This is a genomic window from Citrobacter sp. RHB21-C05 (genome assembly GCF_013889015.1).
GTDB lineage: Bacteria > Pseudomonadota > Gammaproteobacteria > Enterobacterales > Enterobacteriaceae > Citrobacter_A > Citrobacter_A sedlakii.
This window is the reverse complement of sequence record NZ_CP057611.1, coordinates 375,349-396,205: the sequence shown is the minus strand read 5'-3', so window position 1 is coordinate 396,205 and position 20,857 is coordinate 375,349. Positions and strand designations below refer to the sequence as shown.

The 20,857-nt window shown below is 55.7% G+C and carries 23 protein-coding genes; 6 read left to right on the top strand and 17 right to left on the bottom strand.

The annotated features are described in order from the left end of the window. Positions 1-11 precede the first annotated feature (11 nt). The 5 genes from HVX72_RS01780 to ppiA form a co-directional block, all read right to left on the bottom strand. Positions 12-1,232 carry an aspartate aminotransferase family protein gene (locus HVX72_RS01780; protein ID WP_060571198.1) on the bottom strand — a complete coding sequence of 407 codons (1,221 nt, stop codon included), beginning with the start codon at positions 1,230-1,232 and terminating at the stop codon, positions 12-14. An 85-nt stretch (positions 1,233-1,317) separates the two neighbouring features. Next, positions 1,318-1,881, bottom strand: coding sequence for an aminodeoxychorismate synthase component 2 (gene pabA / locus HVX72_RS01775; protein WP_181822440.1), 564 nt, complete (start codon positions 1,879-1,881; stop codon positions 1,318-1,320). A 31-nt stretch (positions 1,882-1,912) separates the two neighbouring features. Beyond that, entirely contained in the window at positions 1,913-2,515 is a 603-nt protein-coding gene (locus tag HVX72_RS01770) for a putative adenosine monophosphate-protein transferase Fic (protein WP_042286314.1), read from the bottom strand. Then, positions 2,505-2,672 (bottom strand): YhfG family protein, encoded by a 168-nt coding sequence (locus HVX72_RS01765; RefSeq protein WP_060571196.1) that lies wholly within the window; start codon positions 2,670-2,672, stop codon positions 2,505-2,507. Before HVX72_RS01765 ends, HVX72_RS01770 begins: the two co-directional genes overlap by 11 nt. 106 nt (positions 2,673-2,778) lie before the next feature. Next, positions 2,779-3,351 (bottom strand): peptidylprolyl isomerase A, encoded by a 573-nt coding sequence (ppiA, locus tag HVX72_RS01760; RefSeq protein WP_042286322.1) that lies wholly within the window; start codon positions 3,349-3,351, stop codon positions 2,779-2,781. A 293-nt stretch (positions 3,352-3,644) separates the two neighbouring features. Here ppiA and tsgA point away from each other — a divergent pair, with 293 nt between their 5' ends. The 6 genes from tsgA to HVX72_RS01730 all read left to right on the top strand — a co-directional run bounded on the left by tsgA (position 3,645) and on the right by HVX72_RS01730 (position 10,743). Continuing rightward, positions 3,645-4,826 carry an MFS transporter TsgA gene (gene tsgA / locus HVX72_RS01755; RefSeq protein WP_042286325.1) on the top strand — a complete coding sequence of 394 codons (1,182 nt, stop codon included), beginning with the start codon at positions 3,645-3,647 and terminating at the stop codon, positions 4,824-4,826. Positions 4,827-5,152: 326 nt separating this feature from the next. Then, positions 5,153-7,696 carry an NADPH-nitrite reductase large subunit gene (gene nirB, locus HVX72_RS01750; RefSeq protein WP_181822439.1) on the top strand — a complete coding sequence of 848 codons (2,544 nt, stop codon included), beginning with the start codon at positions 5,153-5,155 and terminating at the stop codon, positions 7,694-7,696. Next, positions 7,693-8,019: a nitrite reductase small subunit NirD gene (nirD, locus tag HVX72_RS01745; protein WP_042286330.1), complete on the top strand. Its 327-nt coding sequence runs from the start codon at positions 7,693-7,695 to the stop codon at positions 8,017-8,019. The genes nirB and nirD overlap by 4 nt, the downstream gene beginning before the upstream one ends. Before the next feature lie 116 nt (positions 8,020-8,135). Beyond that, positions 8,136-8,945: a nitrite transporter NirC gene (gene nirC / locus HVX72_RS01740; RefSeq protein WP_042286332.1), complete on the top strand. Its 810-nt coding sequence runs from the start codon at positions 8,136-8,138 to the stop codon at positions 8,943-8,945. Positions 8,946-8,956: 11 nt separating this feature from the next. Further along, a complete protein-coding gene (gene cysG, locus HVX72_RS01735; RefSeq protein ID WP_042286335.1) occupies positions 8,957-10,330 on the top strand; it encodes a siroheme synthase CysG in 1,374 nt (457 codons plus the stop codon). 245 nt (positions 10,331-10,575) lie between these two features. Further along, positions 10,576-10,743 (top strand): YhfL family protein, encoded by a 168-nt coding sequence (locus HVX72_RS01730; RefSeq protein WP_042286337.1) that lies wholly within the window; start codon positions 10,576-10,578, stop codon positions 10,741-10,743. 69 nt (positions 10,744-10,812) lie between these two features. Here the strand turns inward: HVX72_RS01730 and trpS are convergent, their stop codons facing one another. The 12 genes from trpS to HVX72_RS01670 form a co-directional block, all read right to left on the bottom strand. Continuing rightward, positions 10,813-11,817 (bottom strand): tryptophan--tRNA ligase, encoded by a 1,005-nt coding sequence (gene trpS, locus HVX72_RS01725; RefSeq protein WP_042286340.1) that lies wholly within the window; start codon positions 11,815-11,817, stop codon positions 10,813-10,815. Further along, on the bottom strand, positions 11,810-12,568 hold the full coding sequence (gph, locus tag HVX72_RS01720; RefSeq protein ID WP_181822438.1) for a phosphoglycolate phosphatase: 759 nt from the start codon (positions 12,566-12,568) through the stop codon (positions 11,810-11,812). Before gph ends, trpS begins: the two co-directional genes overlap by 8 nt. Continuing rightward, positions 12,561-13,238, bottom strand: coding sequence for a ribulose-phosphate 3-epimerase (rpe, locus tag HVX72_RS01715; protein ID WP_042286346.1), 678 nt, complete (start codon positions 13,236-13,238; stop codon positions 12,561-12,563). The genes gph and rpe overlap by 8 nt, the downstream gene beginning before the upstream one ends. Before the next feature lie 17 nt (positions 13,239-13,255). Then, entirely contained in the window at positions 13,256-14,092 is an 837-nt protein-coding gene (gene dam, locus HVX72_RS01710; protein WP_042286349.1) for an adenine-specific DNA-methyltransferase, read from the bottom strand. 65 nt (positions 14,093-14,157) lie between these two features. Then, positions 14,158-15,447 carry a cell division protein DamX gene (damX, locus tag HVX72_RS01705; protein ID WP_181822437.1) on the bottom strand — a complete coding sequence of 430 codons (1,290 nt, stop codon included), beginning with the start codon at positions 15,445-15,447 and terminating at the stop codon, positions 14,158-14,160. A 97-nt stretch (positions 15,448-15,544) separates the two neighbouring features. After that, positions 15,545-16,633 (bottom strand): 3-dehydroquinate synthase, encoded by a 1,089-nt coding sequence (gene aroB, locus HVX72_RS01700; protein ID WP_181822436.1) that lies wholly within the window; start codon positions 16,631-16,633, stop codon positions 15,545-15,547. 80 nt (positions 16,634-16,713) lie between these two features. Continuing rightward, positions 16,714-17,235, bottom strand: coding sequence for a shikimate kinase AroK (aroK, locus tag HVX72_RS01695; RefSeq protein WP_042286358.1), 522 nt, complete (start codon positions 17,233-17,235; stop codon positions 16,714-16,716). Positions 17,236-17,541: 306 nt separating this feature from the next. Continuing rightward, positions 17,542-18,780: a DNA uptake porin HofQ gene (gene hofQ, locus HVX72_RS01690; RefSeq protein WP_181822435.1), complete on the bottom strand. Its 1,239-nt coding sequence runs from the start codon at positions 18,778-18,780 to the stop codon at positions 17,542-17,544. After that, positions 18,692-19,096: a HofP DNA utilization family protein gene (locus tag HVX72_RS01685; RefSeq protein ID WP_181822434.1), complete on the bottom strand. Its 405-nt coding sequence runs from the start codon at positions 19,094-19,096 to the stop codon at positions 18,692-18,694. Before HVX72_RS01685 ends, hofQ begins: the two co-directional genes overlap by 89 nt. Beyond that, positions 19,089-19,544 (bottom strand): hypothetical protein, encoded by a 456-nt coding sequence (locus HVX72_RS01680; RefSeq protein ID WP_181822433.1) that lies wholly within the window; start codon positions 19,542-19,544, stop codon positions 19,089-19,091. The genes HVX72_RS01685 and HVX72_RS01680 overlap by 8 nt, the downstream gene beginning before the upstream one ends. Next, a complete protein-coding gene (locus tag HVX72_RS01675) occupies positions 19,528-20,067 on the bottom strand; it encodes a PilN domain-containing protein (protein ID WP_181822432.1) in 540 nt (179 codons plus the stop codon). Before HVX72_RS01675 ends, HVX72_RS01680 begins: the two co-directional genes overlap by 17 nt. Then, positions 20,064-20,846, bottom strand: a complete 783-nt coding sequence (locus tag HVX72_RS01670; protein WP_181822431.1) for a DNA utilization protein HofM — start codon at positions 20,844-20,846, stop codon at positions 20,064-20,066. Before HVX72_RS01670 ends, HVX72_RS01675 begins: the two co-directional genes overlap by 4 nt. Between the last annotated feature and the right edge of the window lie 11 nt (positions 20,847-20,857).

Genomic DNA, 20,857 nt, shown 5'->3' with positions numbered 1-20,857 from the left:
CTCTATGCGGCCTATTCGCTTACGACTTTCGCGACGGCTTGCGCGAAACGCTGCATTCCTTCGTCGATATCCGCCTCTTCCACCACCAGCGACGGAGCAAAACGCATCACCTCAGGGCCAGCGTTGAGCACCATCACTCCCGCCTCCGCTGCCGCATACAGGAAATCACGCGCGCGCCCCTTATACTGCGGCTTCAGTTCGGCGCCAATCAACAGGCCCATGCCGCGAATGTCGCTGAAAACGTCAAAGCGTTCATCGATCTGTTGCAGATGCTGAACAAATCTCTGCCGCTTCGTCTGCACCCCACTTAACACGGCTGGCGTACTGATGATATCGAACGCCGCCTCCGCAACCGCACAGGCCAATGGGTTACCGCCATAGGTAGAACCATGCGAGCCCACGTGAAATGCCGAAGCGATATCCTGGGTGGTCAGTACCGCACTTACCGGAAAACCACCGCCCAACGCCTTCGCGCTGGTCAGAATGTCCGGCGTCACGCCATAGTGCATATAAGCGAACAGATCGCCGGTGCGCCCCATGCCGCTTTGTACTTCATCAAACACCAGCAGCGCCTGATGCTCGTCGCACAGCTTGCGCAGGCCTTGCAGGAATTCCGGCGTCGCCGCCAGCACGCCGCCTTCGCCCTGTACCGGCTCGACCACTACTGCGCAGGTGTGATCGTCCATCACCGCGCTGACGGCGTGGAGATCGTTAAAGGGCACGTGAATGATATCGGCCGGTTTTGGGCCGAAACCATCGGAATACTTCGGCTGACCGCCCACGGAAACGGTAAACAACGAACGACCGTGGAACGCATTATGGAAGGCGATAATTTTGGTTTTGAAGGGGCTATGGCGGACGCATGCATAATGACGCGCCAGTTTAAACGCCGTTTCGTTGGCTTCCGTCCCGGAGTTCATGAACAGCACGCGCTCGGCAAAGGTGGCGGCGATAAGTTTCCGTCCCAGACGCAGCGCCGGTTCGTTGGTGAATACGTTACTGGTATGCCAAAGCGTTTCGCCCTGCGCTTTCAGCGCTTCCACCAGCGACGGGTGGCAATGACCGAGCGCGGTAACCGCAATCCCTCCGGCAAAATCGACATAGTCTTTGCCCTGCTGGTCCCAGACCCGGCTGCCTTTACCTTTCACCGGGATAAAGTCCGCCGGTGCATAAACTGGCAGAATGACTTCATCGAAAGTTGCGCGAGTTACTGCCGTTTGTTCAGTTGCCATCTCATGCCCATCCACTTATGCAAAAAACAATGTGAAATAATAATCACAAAATATGCATAAAAAATCACTAAATGGCAACCATAAATCATCGGTTAAGGAAATTAGCCAACAGTTGATGCCCCTGCTCGCTGAGAATACTCTCCGGATGGAACTGAACGCCCTCCAGATCCCAGGTCGTATGGCGAATCCCCATGATCTCCTGCGCCTCGCTCCAGGCGGTGACCTCGAAGCAAGCGGGCAGCGTGGCAGGATCAACAATCAGCGAATGGTAACGGGTTACCCTTAACGGGTTGGCTAAACCCTGAAACACCCCCTGCCCGTTATGGCGGACAGGCGCGGTTTTGCCGTGCATCACCTTCGCCGCGCGGACAATCGTTGCGCCGAAGGCCTGCGCCATCGCCTGATGCCCAAGACAGACGCCAAGCATTGGCAGTCGCCCGGCGTAATGGCGAATCGCCGCCAGCGAAATGCCAGCGTCATCAGGCGTACAAGGGCCGGGGGAGATGACGATTTTTTGCGGGCCAAGCGCGTCAATCTGCGGCAGCGTCAGCTCATCATTGCGCTTAACCAGCACATCCGCGCCCAGCTCGCAAAAGTACTGGTAAAGATTCCAGGTAAACGAATCGTAGTTGTCGATAAGCAGGATCATGGCGGCTCCGGTACAAGAAAACCGCGCTATTCTACTCAGTTTCCTCGACTTCGCTTACCCCTTTCCGAAATATCGCCTCCAGCGCGCTAAGGTCACCCATCGCCCCTTCCTGATTCGCCTGGTTCCAGCGATCGACCGGAATATCCCGCCAGTGCAGTAAATAGCCCGCGTGGATGGCCAACTGTTCAAAGAAAATACGCTGCGCCATACCACTGCCGATGCGGAACGGGTGCAGTACGTTGATCTCACAATAGTAATGCGCCAGGCGATTCACAAACTTCTCTTTGGGCAACCCAACCAGATACCCTTCTTCTTCCAGATCCTGCATCAGGGCGTTGCCTTCTTTCTCGATATACGCGAAATGGCAAAAGCGGGTATCGCCCTGATAAATATCGACCTCGCGCAATTGCCCTGCCCAGTCGAAAACATCCTGGTACAGCTGGCGATGGAGGGCGCATAAATGCGGTAACCCTCGCTTCAGCGGGCCAAGCTCAATGGTTGCCGCCCGCAGCGCCGTCAGCTCCCATGCCGCCTGCGTCAGCCGCTCCGCCTGGCGGATCCCCAGTCGGTTACGCATAACGTTCAGACCGGGGTAAAGATACGGATCGCGATCGTCGCCGATTTTAGCGCTCATAGTGCCTCCGGAGTTCGTCAAGGCGTGCCAGCGCCTCTGGCGCGGTTAACGTGACTAGCGGGCTGTCGACGCCCTCAAGGCGGCGGCTGGCCTGAAAATTGGTATTGCGCTGCTGCTCCCAGAGCCGGGATTTCTGTCTGTCGGTGAGTTTTTTCACTTTACGCCTCCCTGATAGTCTCGTGTCTGCCAAGTATAAGCGGCAAAACGCGGTTACGCAGGAAGGGGAAACAGGCGCGGGCATGAAACACCCGCGCCGAAAGGGATTACGGCAGGACTTTTGCGGAGAGGATAACGACCGGTTTTGTCGGCACATTCTGGTATGGGCCCACATCTTTGGTCTGAACCTGAGAGATCTTATCGGCAACGTCCATCCCTTTCACAACTTTACCAAAGACGGCGTATCCGAAGTCGCGCTGGCCGTGATCGAGAAAGGCGTTGTCGGCGACATTGATGAAGAACTGGCTGGTGGCGCTGTCTTTGTCTGCGGTACGCGCCATCGCAATGGTGCCTCGGGTATTACGCAGACCGTTGTCGGCTTCGTTTTTGATCGGCGGATTCGGCTTCTTCTGCTGCATCTGCTCGTTGAACCCACCGCCCTGAATCATAAAGCCTGGGATCACGCGGTGGAACGTGGTGTTGTTATAGAACCCGCTGTTCACGTAATCGACAAAGTTCTGCACTGATACTGGCGCTTTCTGGCTGTTCAGTTCCAGTTCAATATTACCGGCAGAGGTTGTCAGCAGAACGTGCGGATCCCCTTTCGCCGCCAACGCCGCAGGAGAGAGAGCAGAAAGGGCGAAAACAGCTGCGACAGCCGCCAGGGTCGATTTGAGCATGAGAATTCCTTAACGAGAGCGGTAACAAAAAGCAAGTGCTTTGATTCTAAAGAGGCTTCAGAGACAAGGCCATCCCTTTACCTATTTTTACTTACCAGAAACATCTGTAACTTACTGACCGCCAGGCTATGCGTGATTTTGATCACAATAAAAAATGTAACGCACTTATTAATTGCCAATAAAAGTTTAAATGAATCACTAAAGCGCCTAAAATCTGCCCGCTCGTGGCGCAGTCAATGCGCTTTACTTTCTTATACACACAGTTTTCAGGTGCGTATCAACACAGGCCAGTCATGACTAACAGCAACCGCATCAAGCTCACATGGATTAGCTTTCTTTCCTACGCCCTGACCGGGGCGCTGGTTATTGTCACCGGGATGGTGATGGGAAACATCGCAGAGTATTTCAACCTGCCGGTTTCCAGTATGAGTAATACCTTCACCTTCCTGAACGCCGGTATTTTGATCTCCATTTTTCTTAACGCCTGGCTGATGGAAATCGTCCCGCTAAAAACGCAGCTGCGTTTTGGCTTTATCCTGATGGTACTGGCGGTGGCCGGACTGATGTTCAGCCACAGTCTGGCGCTGTTCTCCGCTGCGATGTTCGTGCTCGGCGTGGTAAGCGGTATCACCATGTCGATCGGGACTTTCCTGATCACCCAGATGTACGAAGGCCGTCAGCGCGGCTCGCGCCTGCTTTTTACCGACTCCTTCTTCAGCATGGCGGGGATGATTTTTCCAATGGTTGCCGCCTTTTTGCTGGCCCGCAGCATCGAGTGGTACTGGGTATATGCCTGCATCGGCCTGGTCTATGTGGCGATTTTCCTGCTGACCTTTGGCTGTGAATTCCCCGCGCTGGGCAAACATGCACCGAAAAGCGATACACCGGCAGTAAAAGAAAAATGGGGCATCGGCGTACTGTTTCTCTCCATTGCCGCGCTGTGCTATATCCTGGGCCAGTTGGGCTTTATCTCATGGGTACCGGAATACGCGAAGGGACTGGGAATGAGTCTGAACGATGCCGGTACGCTGGTCAGCAACTTCTGGATGTCTTATATGTTCGGTATGTGGGCATTCAGCGTCATCCTGCGTTTCTTTGACTTGCAGCGCATCCTGACGGTGCTCGCCGGTCTGGCTGCGGTTCTGATGTATCTGTTTATCACCGGCACGCCAGCGCATATGCCGTGGTTTATCCTCGCGCTGGGCTTTTTCTCAAGCGCCATTTACACCACGATTATTACGCTGGGCTCCCAGCAGACGAAAGTGGCGTCGCCAAAGCTGGTTAACTTTGTGCTGACTTGCGGCACCATTGGCACCATGTTGACCTTCGTGGTCACCGGTCCTATCGTGGCGCACAGCGGCCCGCAGGCGGCGCTGTTCACCGCTAACGCTCTGTATGCCGTCGTGTTTGTGATGTGCTTTATCCTCGGTTTTGTCACCCGCCATCGCCGTCACGAGGTGTCCGCGATGCATTAATTCAGTTGCCCGGTAGCGTAGGGTTACCGGGCATCCTGATCTTTCCTGAGCCGGATAAAACGTAACGTGTTGTCGTCCGGTCCCCCTCCCTCTAAGGTCTTAGCGCCTCTCTTCGCCGGGAGTAGCTGGAGATGCTGAAAAACCCCTCATTTTGTACGTTATTTATACAATCGCGAAAAGTCTGACATTTCCGTGACTTATAAAAATCCTGACAAATCAGCAATATACCCCTTAAGGAGTATATAAAGGTGAATTTGATTTGCATCAATAAGTGGGGTTGCTGAATCGTTAAGGTAGGCAGTAATAGAAAAGAAATCGAGGCAAAAATGAGCAAAGTCAGACTCGCTATTATCGGTAATGGTATGGTCGGCCATCGCTTTATTGAGGATCTTCTTGATAAATCCGACGCTGCCAATTTTGATATTACTGTTTTCTGCGAAGAACCCCGCAAAGCGTATGACCGTGTGCACCTGTCATCTTACTTCTCCCATCACACTGCCGAAGAACTCTCTCTGGTGCGTGAAGGCTTTTACGAGAAGCATGGCGTGAAAGTGCTGGTCGGCGAACGCGCTATCACCATCAACCGTCAGGAAAAGGTGATCCACTCCAGCGCGGGCCGCACGGTTTACTATGACAAGCTGATCATGGCCACCGGCTCCTATCCGTGGATCCCGCCGATTAAAGGCTCCGAAACGCAGGACTGCTTTGTCTATCGCACCATTGAAGATCTCAATGCCATAGAGTCCTGCGCCCGTCGCAGCAAACGTGGCGCGGTAGTCGGCGGTGGACTGTTAGGCCTGGAAGCGGCCGGCGCGCTGAAAAACCTCGGCGTGGAAACCCACGTCATCGAATTCGCGCCAATGCTGATGGCGGAACAGCTGGATCAGATGGGCGGCGAACAGCTACGCCGCAAAATCGAAAGCATGGGCGTGCGCGTCCACACCAGCAAAAATACCAAAGAGATCGTCCAGACAGGGACCGAGGCGCGTAAGACCATGCGTTTTGCCGATGGTAGCGAACTGGAAGTCGACTTTATCGTGTTCTCCACCGGTATTCGTCCGCGCGATAAGCTGGCCACTCAGTGCGGCCTTGACGTCGCTACGCGCGGTGGGATCGTGATTAACGACGCCTGTCAAACTTCTGACCCGGACATTTACGCCATCGGCGAATGTGCAAGCTGGAACAATCGCGTTTACGGCCTGGTGGCGCCAGGCTACAAAATGGCGCAGGTCGCCGTTGATCATATCCTTGGCAACGAAAACGTTTTTGAAGGCGCGGATCTGAGCGCTAAGCTGAAGCTGCTGGGCGTTGACGTGGGCGGCATTGGCGACGCGCATGGCCGCACGCCGGGCGCGCGTAGCTATGTTTACCTCGACGAAAGCAAAGAGGTCTATAAGCGCCTTATTGTCAGCGAAGATAACAAAACCCTGCTCGGAGCGGTGCTGGTGGGCGACACCAGCGACTACGGCAACCTGCTGCAACTGGTGCTGAATGCTATCGAACTGCCGGAAAACCCGGACTCCCTGATCCTGCCTGCCCACGCGGGTAGCGGTAAACCCTCGATTGGTGTGGACAAGCTGCCGGACAGCGCGCAAATTTGCTCTTGCTTCGACGTCACTAAAGGCATGTTGGTCGCCGCCATCAACAAAGGTTGTCACACCGTCGCCGCGCTGAAAGCCGAAACCAAAGCCGGTACAGGCTGCGGCGGCTGTATCCCGCTGGTCACCCAGGTGCTGAACGCCGAACTGGCGAAACAGGGCATTGAAGTGAACAACAACCTGTGCGAGCACTTTGCCTATTCACGCCAGGAGCTGTTCCACCTGATTCGCGTCGAAGGCATCAAAACGTTCGAAGAGCTGCTGGCAAAACACGGAAAAGGTTACGGCTGTGAAGTGTGTAAGCCCACCGTCGGTTCCCTGCTAGCCTCCTGCTGGAACGAATACATTCTGAAGCCGCAGCACACCCCGCTGCAGGATACTAACGACAACTTCCTGGCGAATATCCAGAAAGATGGCACTTATTCCGTTATTCCCCGTTCTGCTGGTGGCGAAATCACTCCGGAAGGACTGGTGGCGGTGGGCCGTATCGCCCGAGAATTTAACCTTTACACCAAAATCACCGGTTCTCAGCGTATCGGCCTGTTCGGCGCGCAGAAAGACGATCTCCCGGAAATCTGGCGTCAGTTGATCGAAGCCGGTTTCGAAACCGGTCACGCCTATGCCAAAGCGCTACGTATGGCGAAAACCTGCGTCGGCAGCACCTGGTGCCGCTACGGCGTCGGTGACAGCGTGGGCTTCGGCGTTGAGCTGGAAAACCGCTACAAAGGTATTCGCACCCCGCACAAAATGAAGTTCGGCGTCTCCGGTTGTACTCGTGAATGCGCCGAAGCCCAGGGGAAAGACGTGGGCATTATCGCCACAGAAAAAGGCTGGAACCTGTACGTCTGCGGTAACGGCGGGATGAAACCGCGCCATGCGGATTTGCTGGCGGCGGATATTGACCGTGAAACGCTGCTCAAATATCTCGACCGCTTCATGATGTTCTACATCCGCACAGCGGACAAACTGACCCGTACCGCGCCGTGGCTGGATAACCTGGAAGGGGGCATCGAGTATCTGAAGTCCGTCATTATTGACGACAAGCTGGGCCTGAACGCCCATCTCGAAGAAGAGATGGCGCGTCTGCGCGAAGCCGTGGTGTGTGAGTGGACTGAAACCGTCAATACACCCTCTGCGCAAGTTCGCTTTAAGCACTTCATCAACAGCGATAAACGCGATCCGAACGTCCAGGTCGTGCCTGAACGTGAACAGCATCGTCCGGCCACGCCGTATGAACGCATCCCGGTCACTCTGGTGGAGGAAAACGCATGAGCCAGTGGAAAGACATTTGCCACATTGATGACATCCTGCCGGAAACCGGCGTCTGCGCGCTGTTAGGCGAGGAACAGGTCGCCATATTCCGCCCGTATCACAGCGATCAGGTGTTCGCGATTAGCAACATCGACCCGTTCTTTGAGTCCAGCGTACTTTCTCGCGGACTGATAGCAGAGCATCAGGGCGAACTGTGGGTCGCCAGCCCGCTGAAAAAACAACGCTTCCGCCTGAGCGACGGGTTGTGCATGGAAGACGAAAGTCATTCCGTCGCGCATTACGACGCGCGGGTGAAAGACGGCATTGTGCAGTTACGCGGTTAATTTTTTCGGGAGGCGCAACGCCTCCCTTTTTTGACGTTTTTTTCATTGTTAATTGTGTTCACAACGTCATTTGTGCGGCTGCGCAGAGGCTGAAGTGAAAAGGGATAATCAATACTATGTTTACTGACACTATCAATAAATGCGCCGCTAACGCTGCGCGTATCGCACGCCTGTCGGCAAAAAACCCGCTGGGATTCTGGGTAAGCTCTGCAATGGCGGGAGCCTACGTTGGCCTTGGCATCATCTTGATCTTCACGCTGGGCAACCTTCTTGATCCTTCTGTACGACCACTGGTGATGGGCGCTACCTTTGGCATCGCCTTAACGCTGGTGATCATCGCCGGTTCTGAACTTTTTACCGGGCATACTCTGTTCCTGACGCTCGGCGTCAAGGCGGGCACCATCACCCACGGTCAGATGTGGGCGATTCTGCCGCAAACCTGGCTCGGCAATCTGGTCGGCTCCGTGTTTGTCGCACTGATGTACAGTTGGGGCGGCGGCAGCCTGCTGCCGGTTGATACCAGCATTGTGCACTCCGTGGCGCTGGCGAAAACCACCGCGCCAGCCACGGTTCTGTTCTTTAAAGGCGCGCTGTGCAACTGGCTGGTATGTCTGGCGATCTGGATGGCGATTCGCACCGAAGGCGCCGCCAAATTTATGGCGATCTGGTGGTGCCTGCTGGCGTTTATCGCCTCCGGCTACGAGCACTCCGTGGCGAACATGACGCTATTTGCCCTCTCCTGGTTCGGTCACCATAGCGAAGCCTATACCCTGGCAGGAATAGGGCATAATCTGCTGTGGGTAACTCTTGGCAATACTTTGTCCGGTGTCGTATTCATGGGATTAGGTTATTGGTATGCTACGCCAAAATCGGAGCGTCCCGTTCCGGCGAAAATTAACCAAACTGAGAATCTGATCAGTGATTAAGGGGTAATGTCGTGGACCATTTGCCTATATTTTGTCAACTCCGTGACCGCGACTGTTTGCTTGTCGGCGGTGGTGATGTCGCAGAACGCAAAGCGCGGCTGCTGCTGGACGCGGGCGCGCGTTTAACGGTGAATGCGCTGGCGTTTGATCCGCAGTTCACCGTATGGGCAAATGAGGGCATGTTAACCCTGGTTGAAGGGCCCTTTGATGAAACCCTTCTTGACCCCTGCTGGCTGGTGATTGCCGCCACGGATGATGATGCGGTTAACCAGCGCGTCAGCGATGCGGCAGAATTGCGCCGAATCTTCTGTAACGTGGTGGACGCGCCGAAAGCCGCCAGCTTCATCATGCCGTCAATTATCGACCGTTCGCCGCTGATGGTGGCGGTCTCCTCGGGCGGCACCTCACCGGTGCTTGCCCGCCTGCTGCGCGAAAAGCTGGAATCCCTGCTGCCTCAGCATCTCGGCCAGGTCGCACATTACGCCGGAACACTGCGCTCACGCGTGAAGCAGCAGTTCGCCACCATGGGCGAACGCCGTCGCTTCTGGGAAAAATTCTTCGTTAACGATCGTCTGGCGCAGTCGCTGGCTAACACCGACGAAAAAGCAGTGGCGGACGTCACCGAGCAGTTACTTAACGAGCCGTTGGATCATCGCGGCGAAGTGGTGCTGGTGGGAGCAGGACCGGGCGATGCCGGCCTTCTGACCCTGAAAGGACTGCAACAGATCCAGCAGGCCGACGTGGTGGTGTACGACCGTCTGGTGTCAGACGACATCATGAACCTTGTGCGTCGCGACGCGGATCGCGTATTCGTCGGCAAACGCGCGGGCTACCACTGCGTACCGCAGGAGGAAATTAATCAGATCCTGCTGCGCGAAGCGCAAAAAGGCAAACGCGTGGTGCGTCTGAAAGGCGGCGATCCGTTTATCTTTGGTCGCGGTGGCGAAGAGCTGGAAACCCTCTGCCATGCGGGCATTCCGTTCTCGGTGGTGCCGGGAATTACCGCCGCCTCCGGGTGCTCTGCATACTCCGGGATCCCGCTGACCCATCGCGATTACGCGCAGAGCGTTCGTCTGGTCACCGGCCACCTGAAGACCGGCGGCGAGCTGGACTGGGAAAACCTGGCGGCAGAAAAACAGACGCTGGTGTTTTACATGGGCCTGAATCAAGCCGCTACTATTCAACAGAAATTGATCGAATTCGGTATGCAAGCGGATATGCCCGTCGCACTGGTAGAAAACGGCACCGCTGTAAAACAGCGAGTGGTGAAAGGCGAACTCGCACAATTAGGCGAGCTGGCGACGCAGGTAGAAAGTCCTGCATTAATTATCGTGGGTCGCGTCGTCGGATTACGCGAAAAGCTAAACTGGTTCTCCAACCATTAATACTGTCTGAACACGAAGGCCAGCGCTGTCTGGCCTTTTTTATTGCCGTCCGGAATAAACGTCCGGAATCATACCTTCTTATAACCGCATGAATTTAAAGACATAAGCATCTTACCTCGGTTTATTTCTCCATTCCCTTACTGACGCAAAAAATAGATTACGCTATCGTCGAATCCGGGTGGGGAAAATATATCCACCACCTCTATCATTAGTTAAAAATTATATTTTTTACATAGGAAATGTAAATGAACAAGTTTATTAAAATGGCACTGGTAGGCGCAGCGCTGGCTACCCTGACGGCATGTACGGGTCACGTTGAAAACCGCAATAAAACCTGCTCTTATGACTACCTGCTGCACCCGGCCATTTCTATTTCCAAAATTATTGGCGGCTGTGGTCCAACCGCAGAGTAATAGACTCTGAAAAATTGCGCAGATACAAAAAAACCGGGGCTTCCCGGTTTTTTCGTTTTTCGCGTGTTATTACGGTTTGGCGACAAACCCAATCGCTTCGTACACCGCTTTCAGCGTTTCAGAAGCCCTCGCGCTGGCTTTTTCAGCCCCTTCTTTCATCACTTTCTGCAGGAACGCTTCGTCGTTGCGGAAGCGGTGATAACGTTCCTGAAGCTCGGTCAGCATGCCGGAAACGGCTTCCGCCACTTCGCCTTTCAGATGGCCATACATCTTGCCTTCAAAGTGTTTTTCCAGTTCAGGGATGCTCTGACCGGTGACGGCTGAAAGGATGTCCAGCAGGTTAGATACGCCCGCTTTATTCTGGGTATCGTAACGCACGACCGGCGGCTCGTCGGAGTCGGTCACCGCGCGTTTGATTTTCTTAACCACCGATTTCGGATCTTCCAGCAGACCAATCACGTTGTTGCGGTTGTCGTCTGACTTGGACATCTTCCTGGTCGGCTCCAGCAGCGACATCACGCGCGCGCCTGACTTCGGAATAAACGGCTCAGGCACTTTGAAGATCTCGCCATACAGCGCGTTGAAACGCTGCGCAATATCGCGGCTCAGTTCGAGGTGCTGTTTCTGGTCTTCGCCGACCGGAACCTGGTTAGTCTGATACAGCAAAATATCGGCAGCCATCAGCACCGGATAATCAAACAGACCGGCGTTGATGTTTTCGGCGTAGCGCGCAGACTTGTCTTTAAACTGGGTCATGCGGCTCAATTCACCGAAATAGGTGTAGCAGTTCAGCGCCCAGGCCAGCTGCGCGTGCTCCGGCACGTGAGACTGAACAAAGATGGTACTTTTCTCAGGATCGATACCGCACGCAAGGTACAGCGCCAGGGTGTCCAGCGTCGCTTTGCGCAGTTGCTGTGCATCCTGACGCACGGTGATGGCATGCTGGTCAACGATGCAGTAGATACAGTGGTAGTCATCCTGCATGTTCACCCACTGACGCAGCGCACCCATGTAGTTGCCAATGGTCAATTCACCTGAGGGCTGTGCGCCACTAAAAACGATGGGCTTAGTCATTTTTCGATTCCTGATTTTCGCTATGCGGAAGCCCGAGAGCGGGCAGAAGTTCATTTATGCGGTCGTACATGAGGTCAGGCTGGCTCAGAGAGATCGGCTCGCCGTAGTTATAGCCGTAGGTGAGTCCTGCTGACGGGCAACCTGCCGCTTTTGCAGCCTGAATATCATTACGCGAATCCCCGACAAAGAGCAATTGCTCAGGCGAAATACCGAGCTTACTTGCCACCATCAGCAGCGGATCCGGATGCGGTTTTTTGTTTTTCACGTCGTCACCGCCGATAACCACGCTGAAATATTTGCTGATATCCAGCGAGTCCAGCAGCGGCGCGACAAACGGCGTCGGTTTGTTGGTCACCAGACCTAACGGCAGCCCTTTCGCGTGCAGCGCGCCCAGCGTGTCGGCGACATCAGGGAATAAAAACGTCCCTTCTTCAGCCACATCGCCATAGTATCTGTCGAACAGCTTGCGCAGAATGCGGACCTGTTCTTCGGCGGGGATATCATCATCGACGGGGGGTTTGCCCTGGGACTGACGTAACGTGGCGCGCTCCTGACGGGCCCAGGCAAGCGCACGCGCCATTAATACGTCCGCGCCGTTACCTATCCAGGCGATCACGCGTTCTTCGCCTGCCGTCGGCAGTTCCAGCGCGTACAGCGCCATATCCACCGCGGCGGTTAATCCCGGCGCGCTGTCGACCAGCGTGCCGTCGAGGTCGAAGGCGACGCCCCGAATATCCTGCAATTTATCCATGACTTACCTTTGCCAGTTCACGGCGCATTTCATCAATGACTTTTTTGTAGTCAGGCTGATCGAAAATAGCGGAGCCTGCAACGAACATATCTGCTCCCGCCGCCGCGATTTCACCGATGTTGTTTACCTTCACACCACCGTCAACTTCGAGACGAATGTCGTAGCCGGACTCATCGATACGGCGACGCACTTCACGCAGCTTGTCCAGCGTTTGCGGAATAAACGACTGGCCGCCAAAACCCGGGTTTACGGACATCAGCAGGATCACATCCAGCTTATCCATCACGTAATCGAGATAACTCAGCGGCGTTGCCGGGTTGAAGACCAGACCCGCCTTACAGCCATGTTCTTTAATCAGTTGCAGCGTGCGGTCAACGTGTTCAGAGGCTTCCGGATGAAAAGTAATAATGCTGGCGCCTGCGGCGGCAAAGTCCGGGACAATGCGATCAACCGGCTTCACCATCAGATGCACGTCAATGGGTGCGGTAATGCCATATTTGCGCAGAGACTTCAGCACCATCGGGCCGATAGTCAGGTTGGGGACGTAGTGGTTGTCCATCACATCGAAATGCACGACATCCGCACCGGCAGCCAGTGCTTGTGCGGTGTCCTCACCCAGGCGGGCAAAATCAGCCGACAGAATTGAGGGGGCAATCAAATACTGTTTCATCCGCTTCTCCTTGAGAATTATTTTTTCGCGGGTGAAACGACTCCTGGTTTGTACAGAGCCAGCAGTTCGTCCACCTTTTTACGTGTGCCGCCGTTGCTGCTTATACTGCGTCGCACTTTGACCTGAAAATGTTTTGCCGCTTTATACCACTCACGCGTATCGGGCGTGTCGTGGTTCGAAATTAGCACCGGGATCCGCTTACTGACCAGCTTTTCCGCCATCTGAGCCAGGTGCGCCTGCTCTTTGGGACTGAAGCTATTGGTGTGGTAAGCGGTAAAATTCGCCGTCGCCGACAGCGGCGCATAAGGCGGATCGCAATAGACAACCGAATTGCTATCCGCGCGATTCATGCACTCTTCATAAGAGAGGCAATGAAACTCTGCATTCTGCGCTTTTTGGGCAAAGTGATACAGCTCAGCTTCCGGGAAGTAAGGTTTTTTATAACGGCCAAAAGGGACGTTAAATTCACCGCGCAGATTGTAACGACACAGGCCATTGTAGCCATAGCGGTTCAGATACAGAAACAGCACCGCGCGACGGAAGGGATCTTCACTGGAATTGAACTCCTCGCGCAGTTGGTAGTAAACCTCAGCGAGATTTGTTTCGGGCGTAAACAGCTCGCGGGAAGCCTGCACGTACTCGTCGGTACGTGTTTTCACAATGTTGTAGAGGCTGATAAGGTCACTGTTAATATCGGAAAGGATATAACGCGAAAAGTCGGTGTTGAGAAACACCGACCCGGCCCCAACGAAGGGTTCGACCAGACATTCGCCCTTTGGTAAATGCCTTTTAATATCATCCAGCAGGGGGTACTTTCCCCCTGCCCACTTCAGAAAAGCGCGATTTTTTTTCATGCTGACTAACTAATTACACCTTCTCCGGCTGTGGAGAAAGCTCCGACAGCATCCTGCGCTTAACATTACTTGAGATCGGCTTGAACCTGATGCAACGGTTTAGCCCACGGATTTTTTGCCTGCACATCGGCTGGCAGCGTAGACACTGCGCGTTTTGCCTCGTCCTTCGAGGCATAGACGCCCGTTACAAGAACATACCACGGCTGACCATTACGCGTCGTCTGATATACCACATAGTTTTTCAGATTCTCTTTCTTCGCCCAACCGTTCAGGTTGTCGTAGTTAGAAGAACTGCTCAACTGCAGCGTGTAATGACCGGACGGCGCTGACTTGAGAGAACCGACGTTACCGGTGCTTTTCGTTCCACCGGCGCTCCCTGTCGTTGCCGCTGGCGTGGTCTGAGCCGGGGCGGCTTTCTGCACAGGCGTGGCGCTCGCCGTGGCCTTAGGCGCTGTCGTCGCGGCTGGCGCGGACGTCGCCGGTTTAGACGTTGCTGTCGGTTCGGTACGCTTCGGCTGGGTCACCGGCTTTGGTTCTGCTGGTGTCGCTTTCGCGGTTGCCTGCGGTTTCTTCGGCTCAATCACCGCCTGCTTCCGCTCCGGACGGGACGGCGTCGGACGTTCCGCTGTCGGCGCGGTTGCCGTCTGACGCGGCGCGTTGCCGTTACGAACCGGCGCCACGGTAGCGGGTTCAGTCGGCAGCGTCGAGTTCACCACCACATTGTTCATCTGTTCCTGACCCTGCGGCTGGGTCAACGCATTATTCAGGTCACCCTGAACTTCAACACGCTGCTGACCTTCTGCCGTGGCTGGCGCCTGACCCTGCGTTGGCGTTGAGGAGATCGGCGGCAAAGAGACGTCCTGCGGGGAATTCCCTGCGGTCTGCTCGGCGGATGTAGCGCCTGGCGCAGGCTGCGCCCCGTTAGCCTGGTCTGCGGCATTGCCGGAAAGATCGATGCTCTTTTCGCCTGAGGCCGTTTGTGCGTTGGAAGAAGGCGTGGATGGCGCTTTCAGCGCGGAGCCAATTCCGATGATCAGCAGCAACAGCACCAGCACCCCTACGCCCATCATCATGTACTGACGGGAAGCGGGTTTACTGGCCGCTTTTTTACGCTTACGTGGACGACGCTCAACGCGTTCTTCATCCACACTTTCGTCATCGGATTCGTATTCTTCTGGTTCCGGCTCATCAAGACGCTCTTTGCGTCCGCGAGTGGGACGACGATCGTCCGCGTCCAGATCAACATCATCAAAGTTGATCTGCGGCTCACCGCGTTCAGAAGATTGACGAGAACGACCAGGGCGACGATCGCTGGGATCGGGTTTCAGCTCGTCTTCTGGTTTGAATTCATCCATTTAACACCCCACTCAAAGGTTAATGCTTACTACGTTGCACCAAACCTGAATTTAAATGGCCGATACGTGTGCCGTATCAGTCCGACCTTTCTTGTTGTTACGCCTGCTGGCAATCAGCGATAGCGTTAAGAACCACCTCATGCGACACTCCGCCGCGGACTTCACTTTTCCCTATCGCCAGCGGAAGCACTAAGCGTATTTCTCCCGCTAACACTTTTTTATCACGCAGCATGTGCGGCAGGTAAGCCTGCGCGGACATGTCTCGCGGACCGTGAACCGGCAATCCGGCGCGCTCAAGTAAGGTGATAATGCGCTGCGTCTCTGCTGGCGTAAACTGCCCGAGCCGTTCCGAAGTGCGCGCCGCCATTACCATACCTGCTGCGACCGCTTCACCGTGTAACCAATTGCCATAACCCATTTCAGCTTCAATAGCATGGCCGTAGGTGTGTCCCAGATTGAGTAAAGCACGTAAGCCGGTTTCGCGCTCGTCTGCTGCGACAACTTCGGCTTTCAGCTCACAACAACGACGAATACAGTACGCCATCGCCGGGCCGTCGAGACGCAGCAACGCATCCAGGTTTTCTTCCAGCCAGTGGAAAAATTCACCATCAAGGATGATGCCGTATTTGATCACTTCCGCAAGGCCAGACGCCAGCTCGCGCGCGGGCAGCGTTTTCAGGCAGTCGAGATCCACGACCACGGAGGCGGGCTGATAAAACGCGCCGATCATATTCTTGCCGAGAGGGTGGTTGACGGCGGTTTTACCGCCAACGGAGGAGTCAACCTGCGACAGAAGCGTCGTTGGAACCTGAATGAAGCGCACGCCGCGCTGATAGCTGGCGGCGGCGAAACCGGTCAGATCGCCAATCACGCCGCCGCCAAGGGCGACCAGTGTCGTATCACGACCGTGCGGTTTTTGCAGCAAGGCGGTAAACACGGAATCCAGCACCGTCAGGCTTTTATACTGCTCGCCGTCAGGCAGGATGACGCTATCAACGTTGACACCCGCATGTTCAAGTACGCTGCGAATCTTATCAAGATAGAGGGGAGCCAGGGTTTCGTTGGTGACCAACATAACCTGATCGCCCGATTTCAGCGGTAAGAAAGAAGCCGGTTCGTCAAACAAACCAGCCGCGATGGTGATAGGGTAACTACGTTCCCCGAGAGTGACGGTGATCCTCTCCATGACGCGACATCCACCTTAATAGCTAATACCCGCTTACCGAGTGTGTATTAAGAGCCTAATGGGCCAGGCTCAAGCCGGAATCAGTTGTTTTCCAGCATATGAATGATCTGATTTGCAACGACTTTCGCGCTCTGATCGTCGGTACGAATAGTGACGTCAGCAATCTCCTCATACAGTGGATTGCGTTCGTCGGCCAACGCTTCCAGAACTTCGCGAGGCGGCGCTTCCACCTGCAACAGCGGACGTTTTTTATCGCGCTGCGTACGCGCAAGTTGTTTTTCGATGGTCGTTTCGAGGTAAACCACGACGCCACGCGCGGAAAGACGATTACGGGTTTCACGTGATTTAACAGAGCCACCGCCGGTTGCCAGCACAATACCCTGTTTTTCCGTCAATTCGTTAATGACTTTCTCTTCACGATCGCGGAAGCCGTCTTCACCTTCTACGTCGAAGACCCAGCCCACATCAGCTCCGGTGCGTTTCTCAATCTCTTGATCAGAATCGTAAAATTCCATATTGAGTTGTTGAGCTAACTGGCGCCCAATGGTGCTTTTTCCGGCACCCATAGGCCCAACCAGAAAGATATTGCGTTTCTCTGCCATTTTTTCGGTACTACTAAGACTGATCGTTAATGATAAACCCGCTTCGCCGACACTGAGCGCAGCAGGACATGAACTGAAACCTCATAAGATATTGCGAGAGTCAGACTGAAAATTATCTCAATACTCAAGCGGGTTTGGCAACTGAATAAATCACCAAACCAGATTGTAGACAACCCGAGTCAGCGTTGCCGGACGGCGATGAGAAGTACCGACTCTCAAATCGGTACTCCTTGTATGCTAAATAGTTGCGCACGTCAAACCCCTGAAACGAGTTAAGTGCAAAAACACCGGTGTTTCATGCATAAATCATTCTGTCGAGACCAATCTGGGGGTAATGAAGACCACCAGTTCACGGCGCTCATTTTCTTTCCCGTCATGGCGAAAAAGCTGCCCAAGCCAGGGAATGTCGCCTAGCAACGGCACGCTGTCTTTACCGGATTTATTCTTACGCGAGAAAATGCCCCCCAGCGCCAGCGTTTCGCCGCTTTTCACCTCAACCTGCGTTTCGATCTCCTGTTTGTCGATAGCCAGCACTTCGCCGTCGGCCTGTTGCAGCACCTGCCCCGGCATGTTCTGGCTGATATGCAGTTTAAGGCGAATCCGCCCCTTTGCCAGCACCGTAGGCGTCACTTCCATTCCCAGCACCGCTTCTTTGAACTCGACTGACGTGGCGCCGCTTTCGCCGCTGGAAACCTGGTAGGGGATCTCGCTTCCCTGCTTTATGCTGGCGGGTTGTAAATGCGAGGCCAACAGGCGCGGGCTGGCGATGATATCAAGTTGCTGTTTTTGCTCCAGTGCGGAAAGCTCCAGATCCAACATGCGCCCATCTATTCGCCCGATATTAAACCCCACGCGCGCTGTCGCCGCGGCAACGGACAGGTCGCCCGCCAGGGCTGTCACCTGCCCTACGCTGCCCGCCTGCTGAGCGTCGGCCAGCGTCCATTTGACGCCCAGTTCGCGCAGGCTTTTCTCGTTTATGGTCACGATATGCGCCGCCAGTTCGACCTGCCCGACCGGAAGATCCATCTGTCCTGCCCAGTGTTCAAGCAATGCCAGCGCCGGTCGGGTGTCTCTGACCAGCAGCCGGTTGGTGCGTTTATCCACCGTGATGCTGCCCCGGGGGCTCAGCAGCGCACTCCCCGCTTTCGCCAACTCACCGGCGTCGGCATAGTGCAGCGGGATAGGGCGATTTTCCAGCGGCAGGCTGGCCTGTCGCCTCGCGTTTTCCGCTTCCCGACGCGCCGCCTCTGCGCTCCGCCAGTCGGCGGAATGAATATGCATAATCGAACCGTCCTGACGCAACACTAAACCCGCGCTTTTTACCACCGTCTGTAACGCCTGCTGCCAGGGCACGTCCGTCAGATGCAGCGACACCGCGCCGCTAACGTCCGGCGAGATCACCAGATTTTTACGCTCCTGCTCGGCAAGCGCCTGTAACACCTGGGCTACCGGCACGTCATCCACCACCAGAGTGACGCTCTGTGCCTTTCCGGCCTGTGCCGGATGCAATATGGCTAACAGTACCGCCAGTATCCAATGCCTCATCAACGTCTCCTTGTCTTTGCCATCGCCATTGCGGCGGGTCACATTCTGTTCCCGTCTGAACGGTTAATGTCTGCTCGTTGAGCTGAATGACCGTCCAGCCGGTATCAAGCGCCGTATTCAGCTCAACCCGCCGCCATCGATGTTCGCTGTCGCGCAGCAGCCCGATATGTCGCTCCCCTTTTCCAACCACGCCCTGATACCGCCACTGCGCCAGTGTAGAGGAATGGCAGCGATCCTCTGGCTGGCGAAAGGGATCGCGCATCCCGGTCAGGAGCAATAGCGAGATAACCGCCAGAAGCCAGCGCCTGTTAGTCATGAAGCGACTCCAGCGTAAGCGTCAGCAGCAGTGCGTTTTTCTCCGCCGTCAGGGAAAAACCGTTGACCGAGATTCCGCGTTCTGCGAGATACGCAAACAGCGAAGGAATCGCCTCCCACTTTGCGCGCAGCGCCAGTTCTCCGCCCTGCGTCGATGGCTGCCAGTGGCGCAGGCGCAATCCCGGCAACGCGATAGCGAGCGGTGAGAATGGCGCGGTATTTGCCGTCGTTAACGCAGGGATACGCGCCGCCGACTCTGCAAGGCGATGCAGGCTTTGCCAACGTTGAGCGTTCGCCGCCCGCTGCTGCGCCAGCGATGCGCCGCTTTCCACGGGTGAAAGAAACAGGCAATACGCCGCCAGCGCGCTCAGGGCTAATGTCCAGCCCGCCCAGCAAACGGCCCGTATCCGTGGCGATAACGCACACCAGAGATCAAAGAGCGCTGTCATGCGTATCTCTCTCTGTCAGGCGATATTCAAAGAGCCAGTGTCCCTGCTCGTTCTGACGCGTCCCGCCAGTGTGGCTGATGACAAAGGTCCGGGAGCCCCGCAGCGTTGTCTCCAGCGCGCTTAATGCCGCATAGGTCAGCGTTTTACCACTCAGCGCCAGCGTACTTTGCCTGTACTCGATCTTTGTCAGCCAGGCCTGTTCAGGAAGATGCTGCGCCAGCGCGCGTAGCGCAGACTGCCACCGCCGGGTAGCCTTTCGCCCCTTCTCCTGCGCTATGGCCTGCTGCGTCTGCATCTGGCGCCGTTGCAGATGCGGTTTTATGGCAGTCAGCGCCGCCATCCGTTGGTTTTCAGCCTGCAATAACTGCGCATCCACCCGCCCGTTAACATTTCGGGTGGCATACCCCATTATGCCTGCCGCGAGCGCCAGCGCGGCGGATGCGCCAAACATGACGCCCCAAAAACGCAGGCAGGCCCTGCGTCGGCGCTGTCGCCAGGGCAGAAAATTGACAGATGACGTCATGCGCTCGCGTCTCCCAGCGCAAGCCCAAGCGCGACGGCGAAGGCGTGGCCTTCTTCAGGGACAGGAGGCTGGCGAACTGAAATCGCCTGCCACGGATCAAACTGCGCTTTCGCACACAGCGCTACGGCGTCTGGCGTAAGGGAAAGAGACGCGGAAAGCCCATCGACTGACGCCACCTCCGCCACCGTTTTGCGCCCCCAGGCGTACCGCGTCGCCCAGAGCCACTGCGTCTCATCGCGCCAAGCCACGCAGGATTGCGTGGGAGGAAGAAAAGGCAGCAGCCGTTGCAGCGCGCAAGCATCTGGTGTGATAGCCGCGACCTGGATCCGGAGCGTTTGCGCGAGCGTTAACAAGGTGGAGACTTCTTTGTCCTGGGCGGCTGTGACCGTAAACGCGGGGGCCAGCGCATCTTCGCTGTAGTCAAAACGCAGGGCGTCCGGGTCCATATCCAGTTCGCGCGCCAGCGAGCCCGTCAGCCACGCTGTTTGCTCTCGTTCGCGTAAGGACATCGACGGTCGGGGAAATGTCTTTTGCCGCGTACGGCTGGCGGGAAACGAGAGATGAACCTGATGTCGCTGCGGCAGTTCACGGCTCCAGGCGTGGAGCGCCGCGGCAAGCGGTTCCGGGTCGTGCATGTGCCCTTCCTGCAAGGTGGATTGCGCCAATGGGATACGCCACCAGCGCTGAAGCGACCACCCCGACGCGCCGCGCACAACGGCCACCGCCAGCGCTTCACGTTGTTGAATATGCAAGCCAATTTGCCAGATTTTAAAAGCCATCGCTGATGATC

What these genes read in the sequence shown, in the direction of transcription:
- HVX72_RS01780 (WP_060571198.1), bottom strand. Translation starts at nt 1,232, where the DNA reads ATGGCAACTGAACAAACGGCAGTAACTCGCGCAACTTTCGATGAAGTC.
- pabA (WP_181822440.1), bottom strand. Translation starts at nt 1,881, where the DNA reads ATGATCCTGCTTATCGACAACTACGATTCGTTTACCTGGAATCTTTAC.
- HVX72_RS01770 (WP_042286314.1), bottom strand. Translation starts at nt 2,515, where the DNA reads ATGAGCGCTAAAATCGGCGACGATCGCGATCCGTATCTTTACCCCGGT.
- ppiA (WP_042286322.1), bottom strand. Translation starts at nt 3,351, where the DNA reads ATGCTCAAATCGACCCTGGCGGCTGTCGCAGCTGTTTTCGCCCTTTCT.
- tsgA (WP_042286325.1), top strand. Translation starts at nt 3,645, where the DNA reads ATGACTAACAGCAACCGCATCAAGCTCACATGGATTAGCTTTCTTTCC.
- nirB (WP_181822439.1), top strand. Translation starts at nt 5,153, where the DNA reads ATGAGCAAAGTCAGACTCGCTATTATCGGTAATGGTATGGTCGGCCAT.
- nirD (WP_042286330.1), top strand. Translation starts at nt 7,693, where the DNA reads ATGAGCCAGTGGAAAGACATTTGCCACATTGATGACATCCTGCCGGAA.
- nirC (WP_042286332.1), top strand. Translation starts at nt 8,136, where the DNA reads ATGTTTACTGACACTATCAATAAATGCGCCGCTAACGCTGCGCGTATC.
- HVX72_RS01730 (WP_042286337.1), top strand. Translation starts at nt 10,576, where the DNA reads ATGAACAAGTTTATTAAAATGGCACTGGTAGGCGCAGCGCTGGCTACC.
- trpS (WP_042286340.1), bottom strand. Translation starts at nt 11,817, where the DNA reads ATGACTAAGCCCATCGTTTTTAGTGGCGCACAGCCCTCAGGTGAATTG.
- gph (WP_181822438.1), bottom strand. Translation starts at nt 12,568, where the DNA reads ATGGATAAATTGCAGGATATTCGGGGCGTCGCCTTCGACCTCGACGGC.
- rpe (WP_042286346.1), bottom strand. Translation starts at nt 13,238, where the DNA reads ATGAAACAGTATTTGATTGCCCCCTCAATTCTGTCGGCTGATTTTGCC.
- dam (WP_042286349.1), bottom strand. Translation starts at nt 14,092, where the DNA reads ATGAAAAAAAATCGCGCTTTTCTGAAGTGGGCAGGGGGAAAGTACCCC.
- damX (WP_181822437.1), bottom strand. Translation starts at nt 15,447, where the DNA reads ATGGATGAATTCAAACCAGAAGACGAGCTGAAACCCGATCCCAGCGAT.
- aroB (WP_181822436.1), bottom strand. Translation starts at nt 16,633, where the DNA reads ATGGAGAGGATCACCGTCACTCTCGGGGAACGTAGTTACCCTATCACC.
- aroK (WP_042286358.1), bottom strand. Translation starts at nt 17,235, where the DNA reads ATGGCAGAGAAACGCAATATCTTTCTGGTTGGGCCTATGGGTGCCGGA.
- hofQ (WP_181822435.1), bottom strand. Translation starts at nt 18,780, where the DNA reads ATGAGGCATTGGATACTGGCGGTACTGTTAGCCATATTGCATCCGGCA.
- HVX72_RS01685 (WP_181822434.1), bottom strand. Translation starts at nt 19,096, where the DNA reads ATGACTAACAGGCGCTGGCTTCTGGCGGTTATCTCGCTATTGCTCCTG.
- HVX72_RS01680 (WP_181822433.1), bottom strand. Translation starts at nt 19,544, where the DNA reads ATGACAGCGCTCTTTGATCTCTGGTGTGCGTTATCGCCACGGATACGG.
- HVX72_RS01675 (WP_181822432.1), bottom strand. Translation starts at nt 20,067, where the DNA reads ATGACGTCATCTGTCAATTTTCTGCCCTGGCGACAGCGCCGACGCAGG.
- HVX72_RS01670 (WP_181822431.1), bottom strand. Translation starts at nt 20,846, where the DNA reads ATGGCTTTTAAAATCTGGCAAATTGGCTTGCATATTCAACAACGTGAA.